Source organism: Teredinibacter haidensis, assembly GCF_014211975.1.
Classification (GTDB): Bacteria; Pseudomonadota; Gammaproteobacteria; order Pseudomonadales; family Cellvibrionaceae; genus Teredinibacter; species Teredinibacter haidensis.
Window position 1 is genome coordinate 4,043,189 of the sequence record NZ_CP060084.1, and the last position, 17,702, is coordinate 4,060,890.

14 protein-coding genes are annotated in these 17,702 nt (G+C 44.2%); 12 read left to right on the plus strand and 2 right to left on the minus strand.

Annotated elements, in window-relative coordinates; all coding sequences use genetic code 11:
- Positions 1-4: 4 nt before the first annotated feature.
- The 7 genes from cyoE to H5715_RS16430 all read left to right on the plus strand — a co-directional run bounded on the left by cyoE (position 5) and on the right by H5715_RS16430 (position 8,617).
- On the plus strand, positions 5-925 hold the full coding sequence (cyoE, locus tag H5715_RS16400; protein WP_075186382.1) for a heme o synthase: 921 nt from the start codon (positions 5-7) through the stop codon (positions 923-925).
- Positions 922-1,584, plus strand: a complete 663-nt coding sequence (locus tag H5715_RS16405; protein WP_075186381.1) for an SCO family protein — start codon at positions 922-924, stop codon at positions 1,582-1,584. The genes cyoE and H5715_RS16405 overlap by 4 nt, the downstream gene beginning before the upstream one ends.
- Before the next feature lie 538 nt (positions 1,585-2,122).
- Complete coding sequence (locus H5715_RS16410) at positions 2,123-2,719, plus strand: pentapeptide repeat-containing protein (protein WP_221892310.1); 597 nt, start codon at positions 2,123-2,125, stop codon at positions 2,717-2,719.
- A gap of 522 nt (positions 2,720-3,241) precedes the next feature.
- A complete protein-coding gene (locus H5715_RS16415; RefSeq protein ID WP_075186379.1) occupies positions 3,242-3,991 on the plus strand; it encodes a hypothetical protein in 750 nt (249 codons plus the stop codon).
- A 1,086-nt stretch (positions 3,992-5,077) separates the two neighbouring features.
- Positions 5,078-5,965, plus strand: a complete 888-nt coding sequence (locus H5715_RS16420; protein ID WP_075186377.1) for a tetratricopeptide repeat protein — start codon at positions 5,078-5,080, stop codon at positions 5,963-5,965.
- Positions 5,966-6,630: 665 nt separating this feature from the next.
- On the plus strand, positions 6,631-7,014 hold the full coding sequence (locus tag H5715_RS16425) for a DUF2750 domain-containing protein (RefSeq protein ID WP_246434797.1): 384 nt from the start codon (positions 6,631-6,633) through the stop codon (positions 7,012-7,014).
- A 730-nt stretch (positions 7,015-7,744) separates the two neighbouring features.
- Positions 7,745-8,617: a hypothetical protein gene (locus H5715_RS16430; protein ID WP_075186375.1), complete on the plus strand. Its 873-nt coding sequence runs from the start codon at positions 7,745-7,747 to the stop codon at positions 8,615-8,617.
- A gap of 275 nt (positions 8,618-8,892) precedes the next feature.
- Here H5715_RS16430 and H5715_RS16435 read toward each other — a convergent pair whose 3' ends face one another.
- Both H5715_RS16435 and H5715_RS16440 read right to left on the minus strand, forming a co-directional pair.
- Entirely contained in the window at positions 8,893-10,059 is a 1,167-nt protein-coding gene (locus tag H5715_RS16435; RefSeq protein WP_075186374.1) for an outer membrane protein assembly factor BamB family protein, read from the minus strand.
- A 315-nt stretch (positions 10,060-10,374) separates the two neighbouring features.
- Positions 10,375-11,445, minus strand: a complete 1,071-nt coding sequence (locus H5715_RS16440) for a CNNM domain-containing protein (protein WP_075186373.1) — start codon at positions 11,443-11,445, stop codon at positions 10,375-10,377.
- A 447-nt stretch (positions 11,446-11,892) separates the two neighbouring features.
- Here H5715_RS16440 and H5715_RS16445 point away from each other — a divergent pair, with 447 nt between their 5' ends.
- The 5 genes from H5715_RS16445 (at position 11,893) to H5715_RS16465 (ending at position 17,694) form a co-directional block, all read left to right on the plus strand.
- Positions 11,893-12,495 carry a hypothetical protein gene (locus tag H5715_RS16445; protein WP_139309815.1) on the plus strand — a complete coding sequence of 201 codons (603 nt, stop codon included), beginning with the start codon at positions 11,893-11,895 and terminating at the stop codon, positions 12,493-12,495.
- Positions 12,496-12,595: 100 nt separating this feature from the next.
- Complete coding sequence (locus H5715_RS16450; RefSeq protein WP_075186371.1) at positions 12,596-13,318, plus strand: hypothetical protein; 723 nt, start codon at positions 12,596-12,598, stop codon at positions 13,316-13,318.
- A gap of 280 nt (positions 13,319-13,598) precedes the next feature.
- Complete coding sequence (locus tag H5715_RS16455) at positions 13,599-15,245, plus strand: ATP-dependent nuclease (protein WP_075186370.1); 1,647 nt, start codon at positions 13,599-13,601, stop codon at positions 15,243-15,245.
- Entirely contained in the window at positions 15,235-16,350 is a 1,116-nt protein-coding gene (locus tag H5715_RS16460) for a UvrD-helicase domain-containing protein (RefSeq protein WP_075186369.1), read from the plus strand. The genes H5715_RS16455 and H5715_RS16460 overlap by 11 nt, the downstream gene beginning before the upstream one ends.
- A gap of 264 nt (positions 16,351-16,614) precedes the next feature.
- The gene (locus H5715_RS16465) at positions 16,615-17,694 is read left to right on the plus strand and encodes a hypothetical protein (protein ID WP_075186368.1); all 1,080 of its coding nucleotides are present in this window, start codon (positions 16,615-16,617) and stop codon (positions 17,692-17,694) included.
- Positions 17,695-17,702: the final 8 nt, after the last annotated feature.

Below are 17,702 nucleotides of genomic sequence, written 5' to 3' on the forward strand. Positions count from 1 at the left end.
AGTGATGAGCACTGTTCAAGAGCAATCCTTTGATCAGGTAATGCAGCACCACTGGCGTGATTACTACGAACTCACCAAGCCAATGGTCGTGTTGCTGATGTTGTTAACCTCGCTGATCGGCATGTTACTGGCAACCCCGGGCATGGTCCCGCTCGACATTATTATTTTTGGGAACCTGGGAATCGCGCTGTGTGCAGGCTCGGCGGCAACGGTAAACCACTTGGTTGACCGGCATATCGATACCAAAATGGCGCGCACCTTCAATCGCCCCGTCGCCAAAGGCCGGATTGCACCGGCAAATGCCATCGCCTTTTCCGCTGCCTTGGGCCTGGTGGGTATGGCCATTCTCTACTTTCTGGTCAATGCGGTTACCGCCTGGCTAACCTTGGCCTCGCTGGTGGGTTACGCCTTTATCTATACCTTCTTTTTAAAGCGCGCAACCCCGCAGAATATTGTGATAGGTGGTATAGCCGGAGCTGCGCCTCCACTGCTGGGCTGGACGGCAGTAACCGGCGAAATACACGGTCATGGCATGCTATTAGTTTTGATTATTTTTGCCTGGACACCACCACACTTCTGGGCGCTGGCGGTACATAAAAAACAGGAATACGCCAATGCCAAAATCCCCATGCTCCCCGTTACCCACGGAGAAAGTTATACCAAACTGCATATTTTACTCTATACCATCATTCTATTTGCGGTAACGCTGCTGCCCTTTGCAACGCAAATGCTGAACAAGCTCTACCTGCTGGGAGCGGTGGTACTGGGAATTGGCTTTCTCTACTACGCGGTAGAGATGATCAGAGGAAAAAATAAAAACGCTGGAATGGAAACGTTCAAATATTCCATTGTTTATTTGATGGCGTTATTTGTCATTATGCTGTTGGATCACTATCTTCTGCCTGTTCAGACTATGGCCATATAACTATGCAAGCTTCAGAGAAAACGCCTCGACAAAAACGGGGTATCGCCAAAACGGTCGCATTTGTTGTAATTTTAATGACGGTATTTGTGGCGGGTTTCTTTTACAAAATACTGCAGCCGCGTGTCATGAATGCAGTTGAACTGCGGGCGAACGGCGCAATTGTATTTGATAACCCGCGAATTATTGAAGCGTTTGAGCTAAGCGATCACCGGGGCGAGGCCTTCACACTGGAAAATTTTAAAGGAAAGTGGAGCTTAGTCTTTTTTGGCTTTACCCACTGCCCGGATATCTGCCCCATTACACTGGCAAAGCTTGCCCAGGTTTACCCAAAGCTGGAGAGTGACATTGCCAAACAGACCCAGGTGATAATGGTAAGTGTGGACCCGGCCCGGGATACCCAGGAAAAACTCGCGGCCTATGTACCGTATTTTCATCAGGATTTTATCGGTGTCAGTGGCGACTTTTTACAGACAATGCAACTGACGCAAAATTTAAATGTGGCCTTTCGTAAAGTGGTACAGGGCGACGACTATACCGTGGACCATTCAGGCAATATTGTAGTGATCAATCCCAATGGCCACTACCATGCGTTTATTAAACCGCCGTTTGAACTGGCGAGACTGCTAACGGTCTATCAATCAATGGTTCAGTCATTTTAAACACAAAGCAATAGTCCGGTTACACCATCAGTGGCTCACTATTGGCCAACAAAAAGCCCGATACCTCCACTCACAAGCCCCAAGCGGAACCGCGTTTATCCGTGAGTACCAGCCGCATCAAAGAAGCCGAAAGCTAAAAAAACTGCCGAGCCCACATCCGTGGGCCTATCGCTACTTAAAAAAACCGTCGACAAAGAACGAGCCTGCGGAAAAACTACTTTTAGCACAACGCTGGAAAATCTGGACTCGAGAAATACTTGATACTTTCCTGTAGGGGGGTATTCATTTTCCCTTGATAAAGTTTAATCTATAAAAAGCAAAAATTTGCGAGTGATCAAGAATTGCAAGCATATTGGGCGTCTAAAAATATTATTGGTAGGCGTATACAGCGAAAGTCAGTTACCGTCTCACCGCAACGGGAGTGCACAACTCCAAATGAAACGAAAGTTAACAAGTAGCTGAATCGGAAAAAATATTTTTTAGGCTCGAATTTTCCGGTGAGCTAGGCGTTATGCACCTCAAGAAACGGAGGGTTTTGGTGGCGTTTAAAGAAAAAACCGAATACTGGTCGGAGAGCTTTAAAAGCTTAGATTTTTCTAGTTCAGAAATTTCTTCGAAAGAATTCGATGGCTGTATATTTGAAAAATGTAATTTTAGTGAAGCGACTTTTAATAGATGCAATTTCGTTGATTGTGAGTTTTTTGATTGTAACTTAAGCGCTGTGAAAATGGGGCACAGTAAATTTTCTGATGTTTGCTTTCGAGATTCAAAGTTAGTTGGTATTGATTGGACTAAAGTTGCATGGCCTCGAGTAATGTTTAGTTCGCCAGTTAAATTTTTTAAGTCAATACTAAATGACAGTTCGTTTTATGGGCTTTCTTTACAAGAGTTGGTGCTTGAAGAGTGTAAAGCACATAATGTTGACTTCCGAGAAGGTGATTTTAGCAATTCAAATTTTACATACAGTGATCTGTCCGGGTGTGTTTTCGCCAATACAAATTTATCGGGTGCAGATTTTTCTGAAGCAACCGACTACGATATAGATATTTACCGAAACATCATTAAAAAAGCTAAATTTAGTAGTTTTGAAGCCATTAGACTTCTATTTTGCCTTGAAATAGAGTTGGTCGATTAAATTAAGGAAAAGGCAATTGATGCTGGTCTTGGTGAACGCTGGGGAAGGGAGAGTACGCTGTATTCTCCTTAGGTATTATTCTATTTCTAGCGCCATACGTTCTTACTTTACGCAGTAAGTCAGGGGGAACGTTCCCCTTATGCGCAATCGCTTCCGAGTGATACTTTATCGAAATTGGGCGTTTTCACCGGTAAGGCCTATGTCGTGCGAATGTTCAGTCATAAACAGGGTGAATGTCTACCGGGTTTTGTGTGTAATCTTATGTTTGAAGCAAAGGGCTGCGCGGTACCACGTTGTTGGTGGTCGAAAACATTAATGCATTTCAAATAAATGACAGTTTGATGGAACTCCTTGCGTGCTATTCCACATTTGGCTTGCGCAGCCAGCGCTGGGTTTTAATATGCGCCTGTCCTCTGCGGAACCGCCGAGAAATGTTGCGAGGTTGGTTAGCGAAGTGACCATTAGGTGCGGGCAGGGTTTGGACGCCCGCTGATTTTTTTGACGATAAAAAAGGAATAGTACATGTCTGATCAAAATGATTTCGACAATCATCTCGCGGCCGTTCAGGCCATTCCCTCCGAAGCCCTTAAGACCTGCCCAATGCCCATTGGCATTTATGCCCAGGAGGCGGAAAACCTTTTCCATTGGGCCACGCACGATAGCGAAACCTTAATAGGCTCGGGCCTTAATAGAAGCGACATTGATGCGCTTGCCGTTCGTGTGGGTGTACTGCGTGAAGCCGAAGCGCGCTGGCAGACGGAATACCGCTCGCAAAAAGATGCCGAAGTGATGTGGGCCAACGAAAGCCCGAAAGCCTTCGATTTGCGCGATGATCTGCTGCGCAGCTTTCGCTACGCTTTTCGCAAGGATGACAATCTGTTGAAGCGGGTGAGTAAAATCGAAGAGGGTAAATCCAACGCCGATATGGTTCAGGATTTATCTACGCTCGCGGTGTTGGGCCGCGAGAACACGACGCTGTTGGACGTAATTCAGTTCGATCGAAGCAAGTTGGACGCTGCCGCAAACACCGCCGATACCATCGCTCAGCTGTTGGCCAAAGTTAACGGCGACAGGCTAAGCGGTAACGACGGCCGCGGCCTGCGAGATAAGGCCTATGTCTATTTAAAAGAGACTGTTGATGAAGTGAGGGCCTGCGGCAAATATGTTTTCCACGATAACGATGTCCGGCTTAGCGGCTATTCCAGCGCTTACATCCACCGTAAAAATCGTACCTCTAGCAAAAAGAACAAGGCTGTAGAAGCCGAAAGCTAGCAAGCCTTTCCCAAGCCCACGTGTGTGGGCTTTTTTATCTGCGAGCGAAACCCAAGGTGCATGCTTACTCCTAAAACTCTCGGTATGCCTATCGCGGCGCGCGTGAGTTTATGGCGTACCCCATCTGTGCTTTTGATCATTGTGGGTTAGTGGCGACGGTCTATATGCAAGCTAGGTAGCGCCCTATCCGGGAGGGTCGGAAGTCTATCCGGATGGGTCAGATGTCTATCCGGAGGGGTCGGAAGTCTATCCGGATGGGTCGGAAGTCTATCCGGATGGGTCGGAAGTCTATCCGGATGGGTCAGATGTCTATCCGGGTTGGGTCAGAAGCCTATCCGGGTTGGGTCAGAAGGTTATCCGGATGGGTCAGAAGTCTATCCGGGTTGGGCCAGTAGCCTATCCGGATGGGTCAGAAGTCTATCCGGGTTGGGCGAGAATCTTATCCGGGAGGGTTAGAACTCTATCTGGGGCATCGACACCCATTGCGGGTTTGCGCCACAAACCCGCCGTAAACCCATCCGTGGGGGCTTCACGCCCGCGTCCTTGCGGGCGAGAGTTTGTGGAGCAAGCTCCCAATCGCTGTTTTGGATAATTGTGGGTTGCGGGTGATTTTTTTGTATCGAGGTTCAGGCGCTGTGCCGACATCCATTGCGTGCTTACCCCACAAACCCGCCGTAAACCCATCGGTCGAGTAGGATAATGGGCGAATAACGAAAAAATCCTATAACTGATTGATTCAAAAATAACCGCCTGTGCAATGGCATTGTGCTTCCAGAAGGTACTGTGGTTTATCTTCGCGGGTGCAAACCAAATACAGATGTAAGGCTGGAGTTTTGCATCGATAACTGGAATTATCAGTACACGGAAAAACTAATCAAAGATCCTTTTCCGGCTTATTATCTTGATATAGAGGGCATTGGTAGTGAATAAACTTTACAAGCGGCTCAAACCGACCTCCACTGCTTTGCTCGTTTTGTGCTTTAACGCTAAGCTAGCACGAAAAAATCAACTCCGTTCCGGCGGCTTAGCCGGGCGTTAGCATTGAGTAGAAGGATTATGAGATATCTTTATTGCTTAGTAGTATTCATGGTAACCGCAGACGTATATGCCGGCTGCAAGCTTCAAATGCTCGCGGGAAACTATGATGCTGCTCTTCAATCCGTAAAGGAAAAAGTCGCTTCGGGAAGAGCAAGCGCCTCGGACGTTGACTGTATGGGGCAGGCATATTTTGAGTTGGGTAAGTTTTCTTTGGCTGCAGAACAATTCATAAACGAAGCGGCTATGGTTACATCTGATTCCGATCTTTCGGCTGCCTATCAAGGCGTCGGAATGTCCATGCTATATACCGGAGATTATGAAAAAGGAATTGAATATTTAGAAAAGAAACTGGCTATTGATAAGAGGGTTGGGGATAGAAATGAAATCGGCGTATCTCTAGCGACTATATCAGCCATTTTAGGCAATATGGGGAGGCATCAAGCTGCAATAGATAAATCAAAAGAAGCTCTTAACTATCTGAAATATAATACAGACATATCATCAACATATAATAATATCGCAACTGAATATTCAGGAATGAACGATATTGATAACGCCATTAAATATATGAACCAGGCTATCGAGATTGACCGAAAATTATTCGGAGATAAAAAAGACCTTGCGATTCATTTGATAAATATTAGCGATTTTTACTTATCACAAAAAGAAGATCGGAAAGCAATCAAAAATTTAAATGAAGGAATAGAAATAATAGGTAAAGATGGGGATTTATACTGGTTAATGACTGGGCTTTCTTATCGTGCAAAAGCATATTTCTATGTCGGCGAGACAATTAAATCGAAGGCGGATATAGACAAAACATTAAAAATAGCTATGGATATTAAGCCAAGAGAAATTGATGCAATAAGGGCTTTGCATGCGTCTCTGAATGAGGCTATAGAAAATTCTAGCAAAAAAAATCAGCAGGCACAGTAAATAGCGCAGCCCTAGAGGCCGGGTTTTTCAGGGCGTATTCAGCCGTATTCCATATGGTGTTTTAGGCCCTAATAATATTGTTAGCGACCAAAGATGTTGTAAAAGTCGGTATTGCTACGGGAGCGGTTTGACCGTATCGGTACGCCAGGGTTTCTTTTGATTGGCGGGGCTAGCGCAATAGTATGGTTTATTTACCGGGTATTTTCATTGTTTTATCGTGCGTCTTCGAAAATGATTGTATTCGATAAAGGTTCTTACTATATGCCTGGCGTAGGTGTTGGGCTCCTGTCGCTTGGGTACATGATTATTCGGGAATTTTGGTTGGGAAGGCCTTTAACTAATAAGAAAGCTTCTTTTTTTCAGGTTTAGCTATATCTGGGGTGGTTTTATTGTTTGTAGTGCCTCATATTGCGCGTTTTACGGCGGATAAATACCTGAGGGAAAAGGGTTGCTCAGTTTTCGACTAAGCTTCTCATCAGTGGTTGTTTGTCCGCAACATTGCATACATTCAAGGTCACGTGGAATGTAGTGAAAGTTTAAAATAGAAATAGCAAGTCACTTAAACATCCGGGCAAAAAACCTGCCTCCCTGGGCAGCAGGTTTCGCCATTTAGAAAAGCGTTATTTTTTCAAGATTAAATTAGGTAGGTAAAAATTGTGAGCGATATGAATATCGATGAAATAGAAAAGTTGGATTGTGAAGAGCGCTATGAAATATTTATTAGCATTGTTGCAGAGGAGAGAGAGATCTGGGTGCTGGTCAATGAGAAAAACGAGTTTTTAAAGATTCATTCCGAAGACCATGATTTCGTCTATTTACCGGTGTGGCCGAAAGCAGAATTTACACAGTATCATGCCAATAGTTCACCCCAAAAGCTGGTTCCAAAGTCTATATCTGCCCCGGAATTCTTTGCTAAGTGGGTGCCCGGCCTTGAAAGAGATGGGCTTAAAGTGGGTGTGTTTCCTAGTAGAGGAACAGATATTTTTATTATGGAGCCGTCGGAGATCAAAAGTGATCTTCAAGATGAGTTCTCTAATTTTGGCTTATAAATATAACAAAGTCATCTTGCTCCGGCAGTTTCTGGCAGCGTTAGACTTGATCAGGGTTTCCCTAAGTAAGGCCCAAGTACATTGAAGACCGGCCACTCGTTATGCCGAATCGTTTCGAGTTGGAGGGTATCGGCTGACGCTGAGGGATGATTCCATCACTTATAACCTTTCAGTTGAGTAAGAGGTCGAGTTGCTATCGGATCAATAAGCGTTAGCAAAATTGAGTCTAAATGTAGAAAGGTTATATTTCGAAAATTATGGCAAGCACGAATACATAGAGGGTAATATTGGTGTATACCTGTTCTAGTGCAAGGCTTGCCAAGCCAAGCCAAGCCAAGCCAAGCCAAGCCAAGCCAAGCCAAGCCAAGCGATTTAGGCGTTGGCCTCCACTAAGGCCGTTGCTAAAGGTGTTGTACAAATCAAATCACCTCTAGTGCTTCAAAGGTGAACCTGAGTTTGATGCTAATGTAGCGTCACTGGAACATAAATATAAAAGTGGTGTTGGTTCAAATATAAATTCCGATAGGGAAATATTTCCTAGTGTGCGCGACTTAAGCTCGCCTTAATGGTGAGGGCTTTGGTCGAAGATCCCTCGGGTTTAACGTAGCTGTATAACATGCCCGCCTGAGAACTTTACGTTATATTTTTTGGTTGGGAACATTTACAAATCATCTATTAGATCGTTTAACAACATTATTGCTGAGGTTCTTTTTCTATGGAAGTCGGATGAATGAAAAAATTACTTATATTTCTTATTGGTTTGGTGGCCGTGTCGGGAACTAGTAATCTTTATGCTGAAGTCGTTAAAGTTTCAGCAAATAAAGTAATTTATGATTCGTACAATGCATGGACAGACAAAAAAAATTGCTCGGGTATTGATAACTTTCGCAGAACAAATATTCATCGCGGCGTAGTTGAATTGCTGTTGATATGCAAAGCCCTAAATATAGGAGGTTTGCACGCAGATCTACAGGTTAAAGAAGTACCCAACTACAGCCGCGCTCTAGTCGAGGCAAAAAAGGGTAATGTCACTATGCCAGCTGAAACAGTCTGGAAAGTTGAAATAGATGAGTCGGCTTTTTATGTCAGCGATCCCATATTTGAAGAAGGATCAATCGAATTGGGCGTGTACGCTCTACCCACAAACCTCGGCATAATGAAAGTCGATTCACTTAATGATCTGAAAAAATACAAAAGTATTTCTTCTGATCGTTGGGTAGTTGATTGGGAAACGTTGAACGCTATGGGCGTTGAGAAAAATAGTGTGCCAAAACTGGATGTTATGTTCAAATTTATCGGCGCAGGGCGTGCTGATTTTGTTCTCAGTGAATTTTCTTCAGAAGAAGACTTCAGTATGGAAATGGCAGGCGTAAGGTTGGTTCCGGTTCCGAATATTAAAGTGGGTTTAAAGGGAACTCGTCATTTTGTTGTGTCCAAAAAATCGCCGAATGCTGAAAAAGTTTTTCGGGCGTTGCAAAAAGGCCTAAAAAAACTGCATTCAGAAGACGTTATTTCAAGGGCTTTTGTTGAATCAGGTATTGTTAACCCAAGGGTAAAAAATTGGAAACGGATTTACCCAGAGGACTTAATCGCGCAGCCATGATAGAGCGCAAGAGCAGCGAAACGTAAGAAACGTTTATGCTTAGCGATGAGCTGAGCTTCGGTGAAGATTCTGTCTTTGATGTGCCTAATTTAATACATTCAGTAACGAGTAATTACGTTGGTTTCAGCTTAAGAACGATGGCAACCAATGTGGTTAGCTCAATCAAACCCATTACAGTAAGGTTAGCCTAATAGAGTGTCAGTACAGCTACGGCTCTCGATGGCGATTAGTCTTTTCGTCATCGAGAGTGCTTTCCGGGTACGGCGAGTATCGGATTAGAACGCCTTTAGTGAATAAACCTTGCCTTCATCGGTGGCGACTATCAAGTGTCCATCATAGTCAACAATCGACGAGTGGCTGCTGGGCCGGTCATCGACGTATTCTCCAAAGTGACGGGTCTCATAAAACGGCTCGAGATCCACCTGAGCCAGTAACTTGCCATTGTTAATATCAAATTTTTGCAGTGAACTATTGGCAATATAGATAGCGCCGCTGTGAATCATCGGCTTTCCCCAGGTGCGACCATTGGTGGGGCTTGCCCAAACCTTCTCGCCGGTTTTTGCATTAAACGCTAACAATAGATCTTGATCGGAGGTGCCAAGGTAAATGGTGTTGTTGTGTAGCGTGGGTGTACCGATCAGCCATTGGTCGGTAGGGCTTTTATACTCCCATAGGGGCGCGCCTGTGGTGGCATTTACGCAGTGCAGGCGACAGGACCGTCCGGCGAAGCAAACCGTATTGCCGTTTAGCAAGCCGCTGCTCTGTATCGCGTTTTTCCAGCCGAACGTAGCGTCTTTGCGCGTGTCGTAGCGCCACACAATTTTCTCGGCTTTACTCTCACACGCATAGAAAACACCTTCCCAATCACCAAAATAAACGGTTGAATTATCGACGATAGGCGTACCGCGTATGGGTTGATTAGCGCCGGTATTACAGTGGGATTGCAGTTTGCCGGAGGCCAAATCGAAGGCCATCACAGCACCATCGGGGCTACCGATAAAAACCGCGTTATCGCTGAGCGTCGGTGAGGAGTGGCGCACGTCCCAGGGGTCTATCGCGTCTTTATCTTCGTCCTCACTCAGTTCCGCCTGCCAACGCATGCTGCCATCGCTATTGAGAGCATACAGACGCTTACCGGCAGCGATGACAACACCGTCCGAGTGCGCGGCAGCGCGACTGCGAATGGCGCTGTTGAGCGGTATTGACCACAGCTGTTCGCCGGTATTGGCGTTTATCGCGTAAAAATGGCCGGCGGTATCGCCGATGTAGATACGATCTTTGAAAACGGTTGGCGACGTGCTCAGCGGTGCATGGCTGGTGAAAGCCCAGTGTGTGATGGACGCCAAGGCGTTAGCGGGCGGTTTCCCGTCGTCAGCATAGGTGGCAGTGACAAGCAGTAGAGGCAGTATTGTAATGGTGAATAAAGAGCAGAAACGTTTCATTGATCAACCCCGGCAGCGTTAGGACGTAAGTGGGGCATTTAAAAGTGAGCATGGGGGCCTGCACTTGATGGAACTCAAATTTCGCGCCATAGAGGGCGCTATAGGGGAATTTTGGCGGAAGAAACCTTAAAGTACCCCGGTATATTCCGTGTACAGCGGAACCAGGAGCGTCGAGATTACGCCGGTCCTCGGATTAGCTCTCGGGCGGCTCGGCCAGGCCTCTAGCCAACGCAAATCAAGCCGCACAATAACAATTGGGAAATCTCATCCCGGGTTTTGGCCTCGCGTTTTTTACCAGCGTTTCGACTAACGTCGTTACTCTGTTTGTTTCTGGCTTGTTTTAATACCCAATTCCTCGGCCTGTCTTTCCCACTGCTGGCGTGCCAGCAGCCGCATATTTTCAACGCTATCCATTTCATCCATTATTTGCACACCCAACAGTGTTTCAAGAACATCCTCGAGTGTGACCAAACCCTGCGGGCTGCCGTATTCGTCCACGATCAAGGCGATATGCAGGCGCTTTTCAACAAAAATATCGAGCAAGGCCGGCAGGCGAACGGTATCGAGCACCACGGGGATATCGCGTTTGATATCAGCGAGAGTGTTTGCGGTATCGGTGGTAGCGGAAAGAACCTCGTTTTTTAGCGCGAAACCAATAATATTGTCGACGTTATCCCGGTAAAGCGGACAACGAGAAAAGGCGATTTTCGACCATTGTTCCTGCGCCTGGGCAAGGGGTAGCGATTCTGGCAGGGCGGTGATAACGGTGCGCGGCGTCATAATATCGGTTGCCTTGAGCGAGCGAAAACGGAACAGCGCCTTAATAATAGTGCTCTCGTGCTCCTCCAGCTTTCCCTCCTCTTCACCCAGGTCGGCTAAGGCTACGAATTCATCGCGCTTGAATCCATGCAGGGTTTTATTGCCGATAATAAATTGGGTTAACCATTCAGAGATCCGCACCAGCGGGTAGAGGCCGATAATCAAACAGCGAATAAACGACGAGGTAAAGCCGACCAGCTTCGGCCAATACACCGCACCGAGGGTCTTGGGAATAATTTCCGACAGGTAGAGAATCGCGAGGGTCACCACCGCGGAAAATAGCCCCACCCAATTGCTGCCGAAAACCACGGCCGCCTGGGAGCCAGCCTCTATCGCACCAACGGTATGAGCGATGGTGTTCATGGTTAGAATAGAGGCGAGTGAGCGATCGACGTTTTCAAGCCGAATACTCTTCAAGCGCTCGGCTGCGCGAGCATCGCGCTTTCGGAGGCTCTCGATATAGGCGGGCGTAATACTCATTAGTACCGTCTCTGCAACAGAGCAAAGGAACGAAACGCCAAGCGCTAGTAAAATAAAAACTATCAGTAGAGTAATCGCGGTATCCATAGGGATCTATGTGAAGCTTGTAATGTAGTGGGGAAGGAAACAGTACGCTCAAAACGCCAAGGCAACGAATTCAATGAGCCGTAGCTTAAATATAGCATGTCACCTTTGCCGCAGTGGGACATTAGTGGGCTGAGTGTTTCGCCCCTGCGCCGCGCGTGCCGATGGCAAGAAAAAAATAGCTTACGGGTTTAGCTCGTAAACACGCCGTAAACCGACAATCCATGTTTCATATAGTTGTGGGCCAGCCGTGGCTAGAGCCTGTCACCCTCCAACGGCAACGAGACTGCATAACCTGCAAAAATACCTATAGCGCTTGGATATAGGCCTAGAGGCTGGGATTTGCGGGGCGTTGGGAGTATTCTTAAAAAAATTTGCGGATGAACGGCGGCGTTTTACCGCGTTTGATACGGCATTTTACATTCTAATAATATTGTTATGCATAAAATTATGAATAAATACTATTCTATTGGAATTCTATTAATCTTAGTCGGATGTAGTGACAGCAAGGGCTTGAATGATATGTCTAAGCTAGAGTTTGAATCCACTCATGGATGGGTTTTAGTAAAAAATGGTAGCGTATCTGAAATACAAGAAGCAATTCTTGGTTACGATTCTATTGCAAAGGAACAAACTCCAAAATTATTTAGTGTTGAGTTACATCCGCAAGAAAATAGTACTACCGCAGTACTTTTCCCTGATGGGCTGCCAAGTTACGATATGGCAAATATTACAATTTGGTTAGATGCGCCTCCTGAACAGAAAAGTGTTTACGGTGCTCGCTCATGGTTAACGACTCCTGAGGCTAAAATAAAGTATTATTTAAAACCCGAAGTCGAAAATGAATGGGGTGATACTCTAGTTGGAGTATCTGAAAAAGGTATAGCTATTCGAGTCCATGCGCCAGAAACAGGTATAGAGAAAATCGAAAAATCCGTAGTGTATAAGTCCGAACCAAAAATAGAGTTAAACTCTAATCCAGTAAGGTTTTCAATAACACTAGATACTGATATTTCATGGGCCAACCCTATGTTTATAGTGAATATGCCCTAGCGACAAAAATGCATAACAAGTGTATAAACACGGATTTATTTTTCCGTGCTTCGCACTACAAAATAAACAGGTTATACAAACGTTAGGTTCCGAGGATTCAATGATTGAGGCTAAAGTAGAGAAGCTATTTCAGGAGTCTATTTCAAAAAAAAGAACTTCTGAATTTATAAAGAGAGCCATTTTTATTGTGGTTGAAAGGGTTCTATTTAAGCATTATCCAGAAACGTATTCTACGAGATGTCTCCAATCTTCAATCGCTATAAGCTCTCTTTTAAGCCACTATGGAATTATTTCCAAGCCCTTTATTGGAGCATTGTGTGTTTCGCAGGTATTTAAAGGAAGTACCCCGCCAGGTTGGAATGGGTTTTGGGGAGAAGATCATCATATTTGGGTGTGTAACAATTTTGGTGAGTTTATCGATTTAACGGTAAAGTATCTCCATGTTCATCCCGCTTCCAAGACGTACGATCAAGTGCCAATGCCCTCGATTTGGTGGGAGGAGACGATGCACTGGCCGAGAACAATCAAGTATTTGCATCAGGGTGTCGTTGCGCCAAAACTTTCAGCATCAGAAACTATCGATTTGGAGCAGTTCAAAGCAGATGTTATGGATGAATGGTTTCATTTGTTAAAACATTCAAAGGAAGACGAAATCATATTTCCACCCATTTTAAGTAACGCTATCACTCTAAATGCACTCCATAACCAAGGTGATCCTTGGTTGGTTGGCAGTATGTACCTCGAAGAAAATAATGTTCCGCATCCCGCGTGGATTGTAAATCGAGAAAAAGAGCTTATGAAACCTTACACACAAAAAACCTAACAAAGGGCTCCACACAGACGCCCAAACCTACGCTGCTTTTGTGGGTTCCGCTGCGCTACACTTTACCACAAAAGCCTCTCCGGTTTGGGCGCTGGTGAGCCGGGCGTTAAGTGTTACTGGAGATCCGTTTTTACACAAATAGGAGTTATGCTATTTCAAAGCATGGTGAATATCTTTTCTAATATTGCCCAAGTACGGGCATCCTATTAAGTTAACTGTCTGGGCAACACCCATATAAATTTTATTTTTTAGATGAAATGCCAACGATAAAGGAACCAATGTGGTTATTGATAAAGTTACTATCGAGAATTTCAAAGGGTTTAAGGAACGGTTTACCATACCCTTAAATAGTGGTTTAAATATCATCGTCGGTGACAATGAAGCTGGAAAATCCACAATACTTGAAGCCATAAATTTGGTTCTCACTGGACTGTATCATGGTCGATATTTACGAAATGAGCTAACCCAGTATTTATTTAATAACGAGACTGTAGCTGAATATTTGGCAAGCCTTCCCTCCGATAAACCCCTTCCCCCACCAAGCATACTAATTGAGTTGTATCTCAGTGGTGAGGAAAGACCATTTCTAAAAGGCACAAAGAATACGGACGGTGCTGATTGCAGCGGTGTTTACTTTAAGATTGAGTTCGACGAATCATACAAAGTTGTCTATGAAGAACTCATCAAAGCTGGTGATCTCAAAACCCTTCCGATTGAATATTACCATATCGTTTGTAAAGGCTTTTCAAGAGACCCTATTACAGCAAGGAACATTCCCCTAAAATCTGCTTTCATCGATTCATCAAGCACGAAATTTTCAAACGGCTCCGATGTCTATATCAGCAGAATTGTAAAAGAACTTTTAACCCCAGAAGAAATAGTCAACATTTCTCAGTCACACAGAGAGATGAAAGAGAGCTTTATGGGCAACGAGTCCATACAGGCAATCAACGAAAAACTAACCACGGCCTCAAAGGTAACGGAAAAAACCGTCTCAATATCAGTTGAGCTGTCATCTAAAAATGCTTGGGAGAGTAGTTTAACCACCTACCTCGAAGACATACCATTTCATTACATTGGTAAAGGCGAGCAAAGCATTATAAAAACTAATCTTGCCTTAGCTCATAACAAGTCCAAAGAAGCTAATGTAATCCTGCTAGAAGAGCCTGAGAACCACCTTTCCCACAGTAAACTCAACGAACTAATCCAGTCAGTTAAAGCAAGCTGTGCTGAAAAACAAATCATCGTAACAACTCATAGTAGCTTTGTAGCAAACAAGTTGGGACTGGACAGTCTTACTTTGTTGAACGATAGAAAGTCAATAAAAATGGACGGCTTGTCATTAGCAACAAAAGCCTTCTTTGAAAAAATACAGGGGTATGACACTCTCAGGCTAATCTTATGTGATAAAGCAATTTTGGTTGAAGGCGACTCGGACGAACTTGTCGTTCAAAAAGCTTATATGGCAGTAAATGACGGGAAGCTACCCATTGAAGACCGTGTTGATGTTGTTTCTGTTGGGGTGTCGTTTTTACGGTTCCTCGAAATAGCCGACAAGATTTCTCAAAGAGTTTGTGTTGTCACGGACAATGACGGAGATACCGACGCGCTCTTGAAAAAATACAAAGACTATGTGGGCGACAATGCCAAGCCTAATATAACAATACATTATGATGTTGTTATTGATACTGGGGGGTTGATGATTGGAGATAGCAATTTCAACTACAACACCCTTGAACCAAAATTCCTGAAATCAAACGGGTTTGAACGCACGAAGAAAATACTTGGCGTTGAATATGCTGATATTGATGACCTCCACAAGCATATGAAGGCAAACAAAACAGATTGTGCATTAAAGATTTATGACAGTGCTGAGGAAATAACCTACCCGGGCTATATCATTGAGGCTATTTGCGATGGCGAATGATTTGATCATAGCCTCTGCTGGATCGGGCAAGACAACCGCCCTTGTTGAAAAAGCAATCGAGAAAGCCAATGCTGGTGAGACTGTGCTTATTACTACTTTCACAGAAGCTTGTGAAGCTGAAATAAAAAACAAACTGATTGAGGAAAGTAACGGCTACATACCTGACAGCATCACAATACAGACTTGGTTTGCTTTCTTAATCAAACACGGAGCTAAGCCTTATCAAGATTATGTCATTGACACTGAGGTCACAGGCTTGATTCTCGTAAGCGGCAAATCAGGTTTACGACATGAAACAGAAGACGGTAAAAAGTTCTATTGGGGTGAAGCAAAAAACCCCTATGAATTCTATTTTTCGAAGAGTGGTAAAATATATTCCGACAAGTTAGCCAAGTTTGTAATCCGGTGTAACAAAGATTCAGGCGGAAAAGTAATCGACCGATTATCGCAATGTTTTGACAATATATTTATTGATGAAGTCCAAGACTTAGCGGGGTATGACTTGGAGATACTTAAAGAGTTATTCAATTGCCAGTCAAGTATCTTACTGGTTGGCGATCCTCGACAAGCAACCTACTCGACCAACAATGCACAGAAGAATGCACAGTATAAAAAATCCGAGATAGTTAATTTCTTTTCCGACGACACTATCAAGATAGACACGGATGATAAATCATTAACGGTTAATCATCGTTGCTCACCACAGATATGTGAATATTCAAATACACTTTACCCTGACTTCCCAGAATCCACCTCTGGGAATGAAGTAGTAACAGGACACGACGGTATTATCATAGTTGACGATTCACATGTTCAATCATACTTGGATGAATATAGCCCTGTTCAGCTTAGGCACTCAGTTAAGAAACAGGTTAATGCTAACTTCCCTGTATACACCTTTGGAAAATCAAAAGGATTAACTTTTGATAGAGTCTTGATATACCCTACAGGCCCGATATTCAAGTGGCTGATAAGCTCGAAGAACGAGCTTAAAGGAATATCAAGAGCTGGGTTATATGTAGCTCTTACGAGAGCAAGGTATAGTGTAGGTATTGTTCTCGAGCCAAAGCAATACAAGAAAATCAATGGGATTTCAGTATATTGAAACTGGATTCATTGGGCACGGTAAGAGTACAACCACTTAACAAACGTTTCCAGCGGCCGGCAAGTACTGCGCGTTTTTTTGTGTTACTCGCTTCGCTCAAACATCAACACAAAAATCGCTCCATACCAGCCGCAGCTGAAACGGGCGTTATAGCTCGCAAGCCAAGTAGGTTAAGTGTCATTAGAGAGGTTGGCTCTTTTAACAGCTTTGTATTGCCAGTGCCTGAGTAACCATTTTTTTGAGTATTAAAATAAGGAACTAAGTGTGAGTCAGTTAGGTAATAAGCTATACATTGCCGCTATCGGCATGTTAACGCCCTTAGGATATAATTCTGCAATGACATCGGCAGCTGTGGGAGCTGGAATTAGCGCTTATAAGTTATCAGATTACCGTTCAAAGTCGGGGCGCGCCATAAGAACCTCGCCAGTCCCTGAAGAGATATTCTCATTGGACGTAGACGTAGAAAAGAACGCAACTTACAGACCGCAATATGACCGTGTGATAAAAATGGCTGCGTTAGCATTGCAAGATGTTGAAAAGGAATTAAGCAAGCCTATTAAGAAAGCTATACCGCTGATATTAGCTTTGCCCGAAAGTATTCCTAATGTAGATCAAACCCCGCCTCATTTGTTACTCAACAATATTTTAAAGTTAAGTGATATCCCTATTGACGGGAGTAAAGTGCAAGGAGTTCCCACAGGTAGAGCGGCTGGCTTGCAAGCGCTAGAGTTAGCAGAGCGTAACCTTTTTCAGCTAGGTGACGATTTTGTCTTGATTGGGGGTAGTGATAGTTATATTAACCTGTCATTCATTAATCACTTAGAGGAACAAGATCGGTTATTATTCGAAGGCAAAATCGGTGGCTTTGTTATAGGAGAAGGCGCTAGTTTCTTATTGCTTACTCGACACGCCGAACATGCAATGCAGCAGGATAATCATATTATTGCAATAAACCCCGTTGGTATTGCTGACGAACATGGTCATATAGGTAGTGATGAACCATATCGAGGTGATGGTTTAGACCAAGCTTTTAAACAAGCCTTAGCAAATTATTCTGGTCATAAAATAGATGCCATATACGGCAGCATGAATGGCGAGGCATTTTGGAGTAAAGAGCAAGGCGTAGCACAAACTCGTAATCATCAATTTTTTACTGATAATTTAGCGATAGAGCATCCAGCTGATTGTTTCGGTGATTTAGGCGCCGCAATGGGAAGTACACTGATTGGTGTGTCGGCATTAGCTTTACTTGATGATAAACGCCACAATGCTCACTTAGTTTATAGCTCATCAGATGGTGCTAAACGTGCAGCGGTTATTGTCGAAAAAATAAGTATTACATAATTAAAATG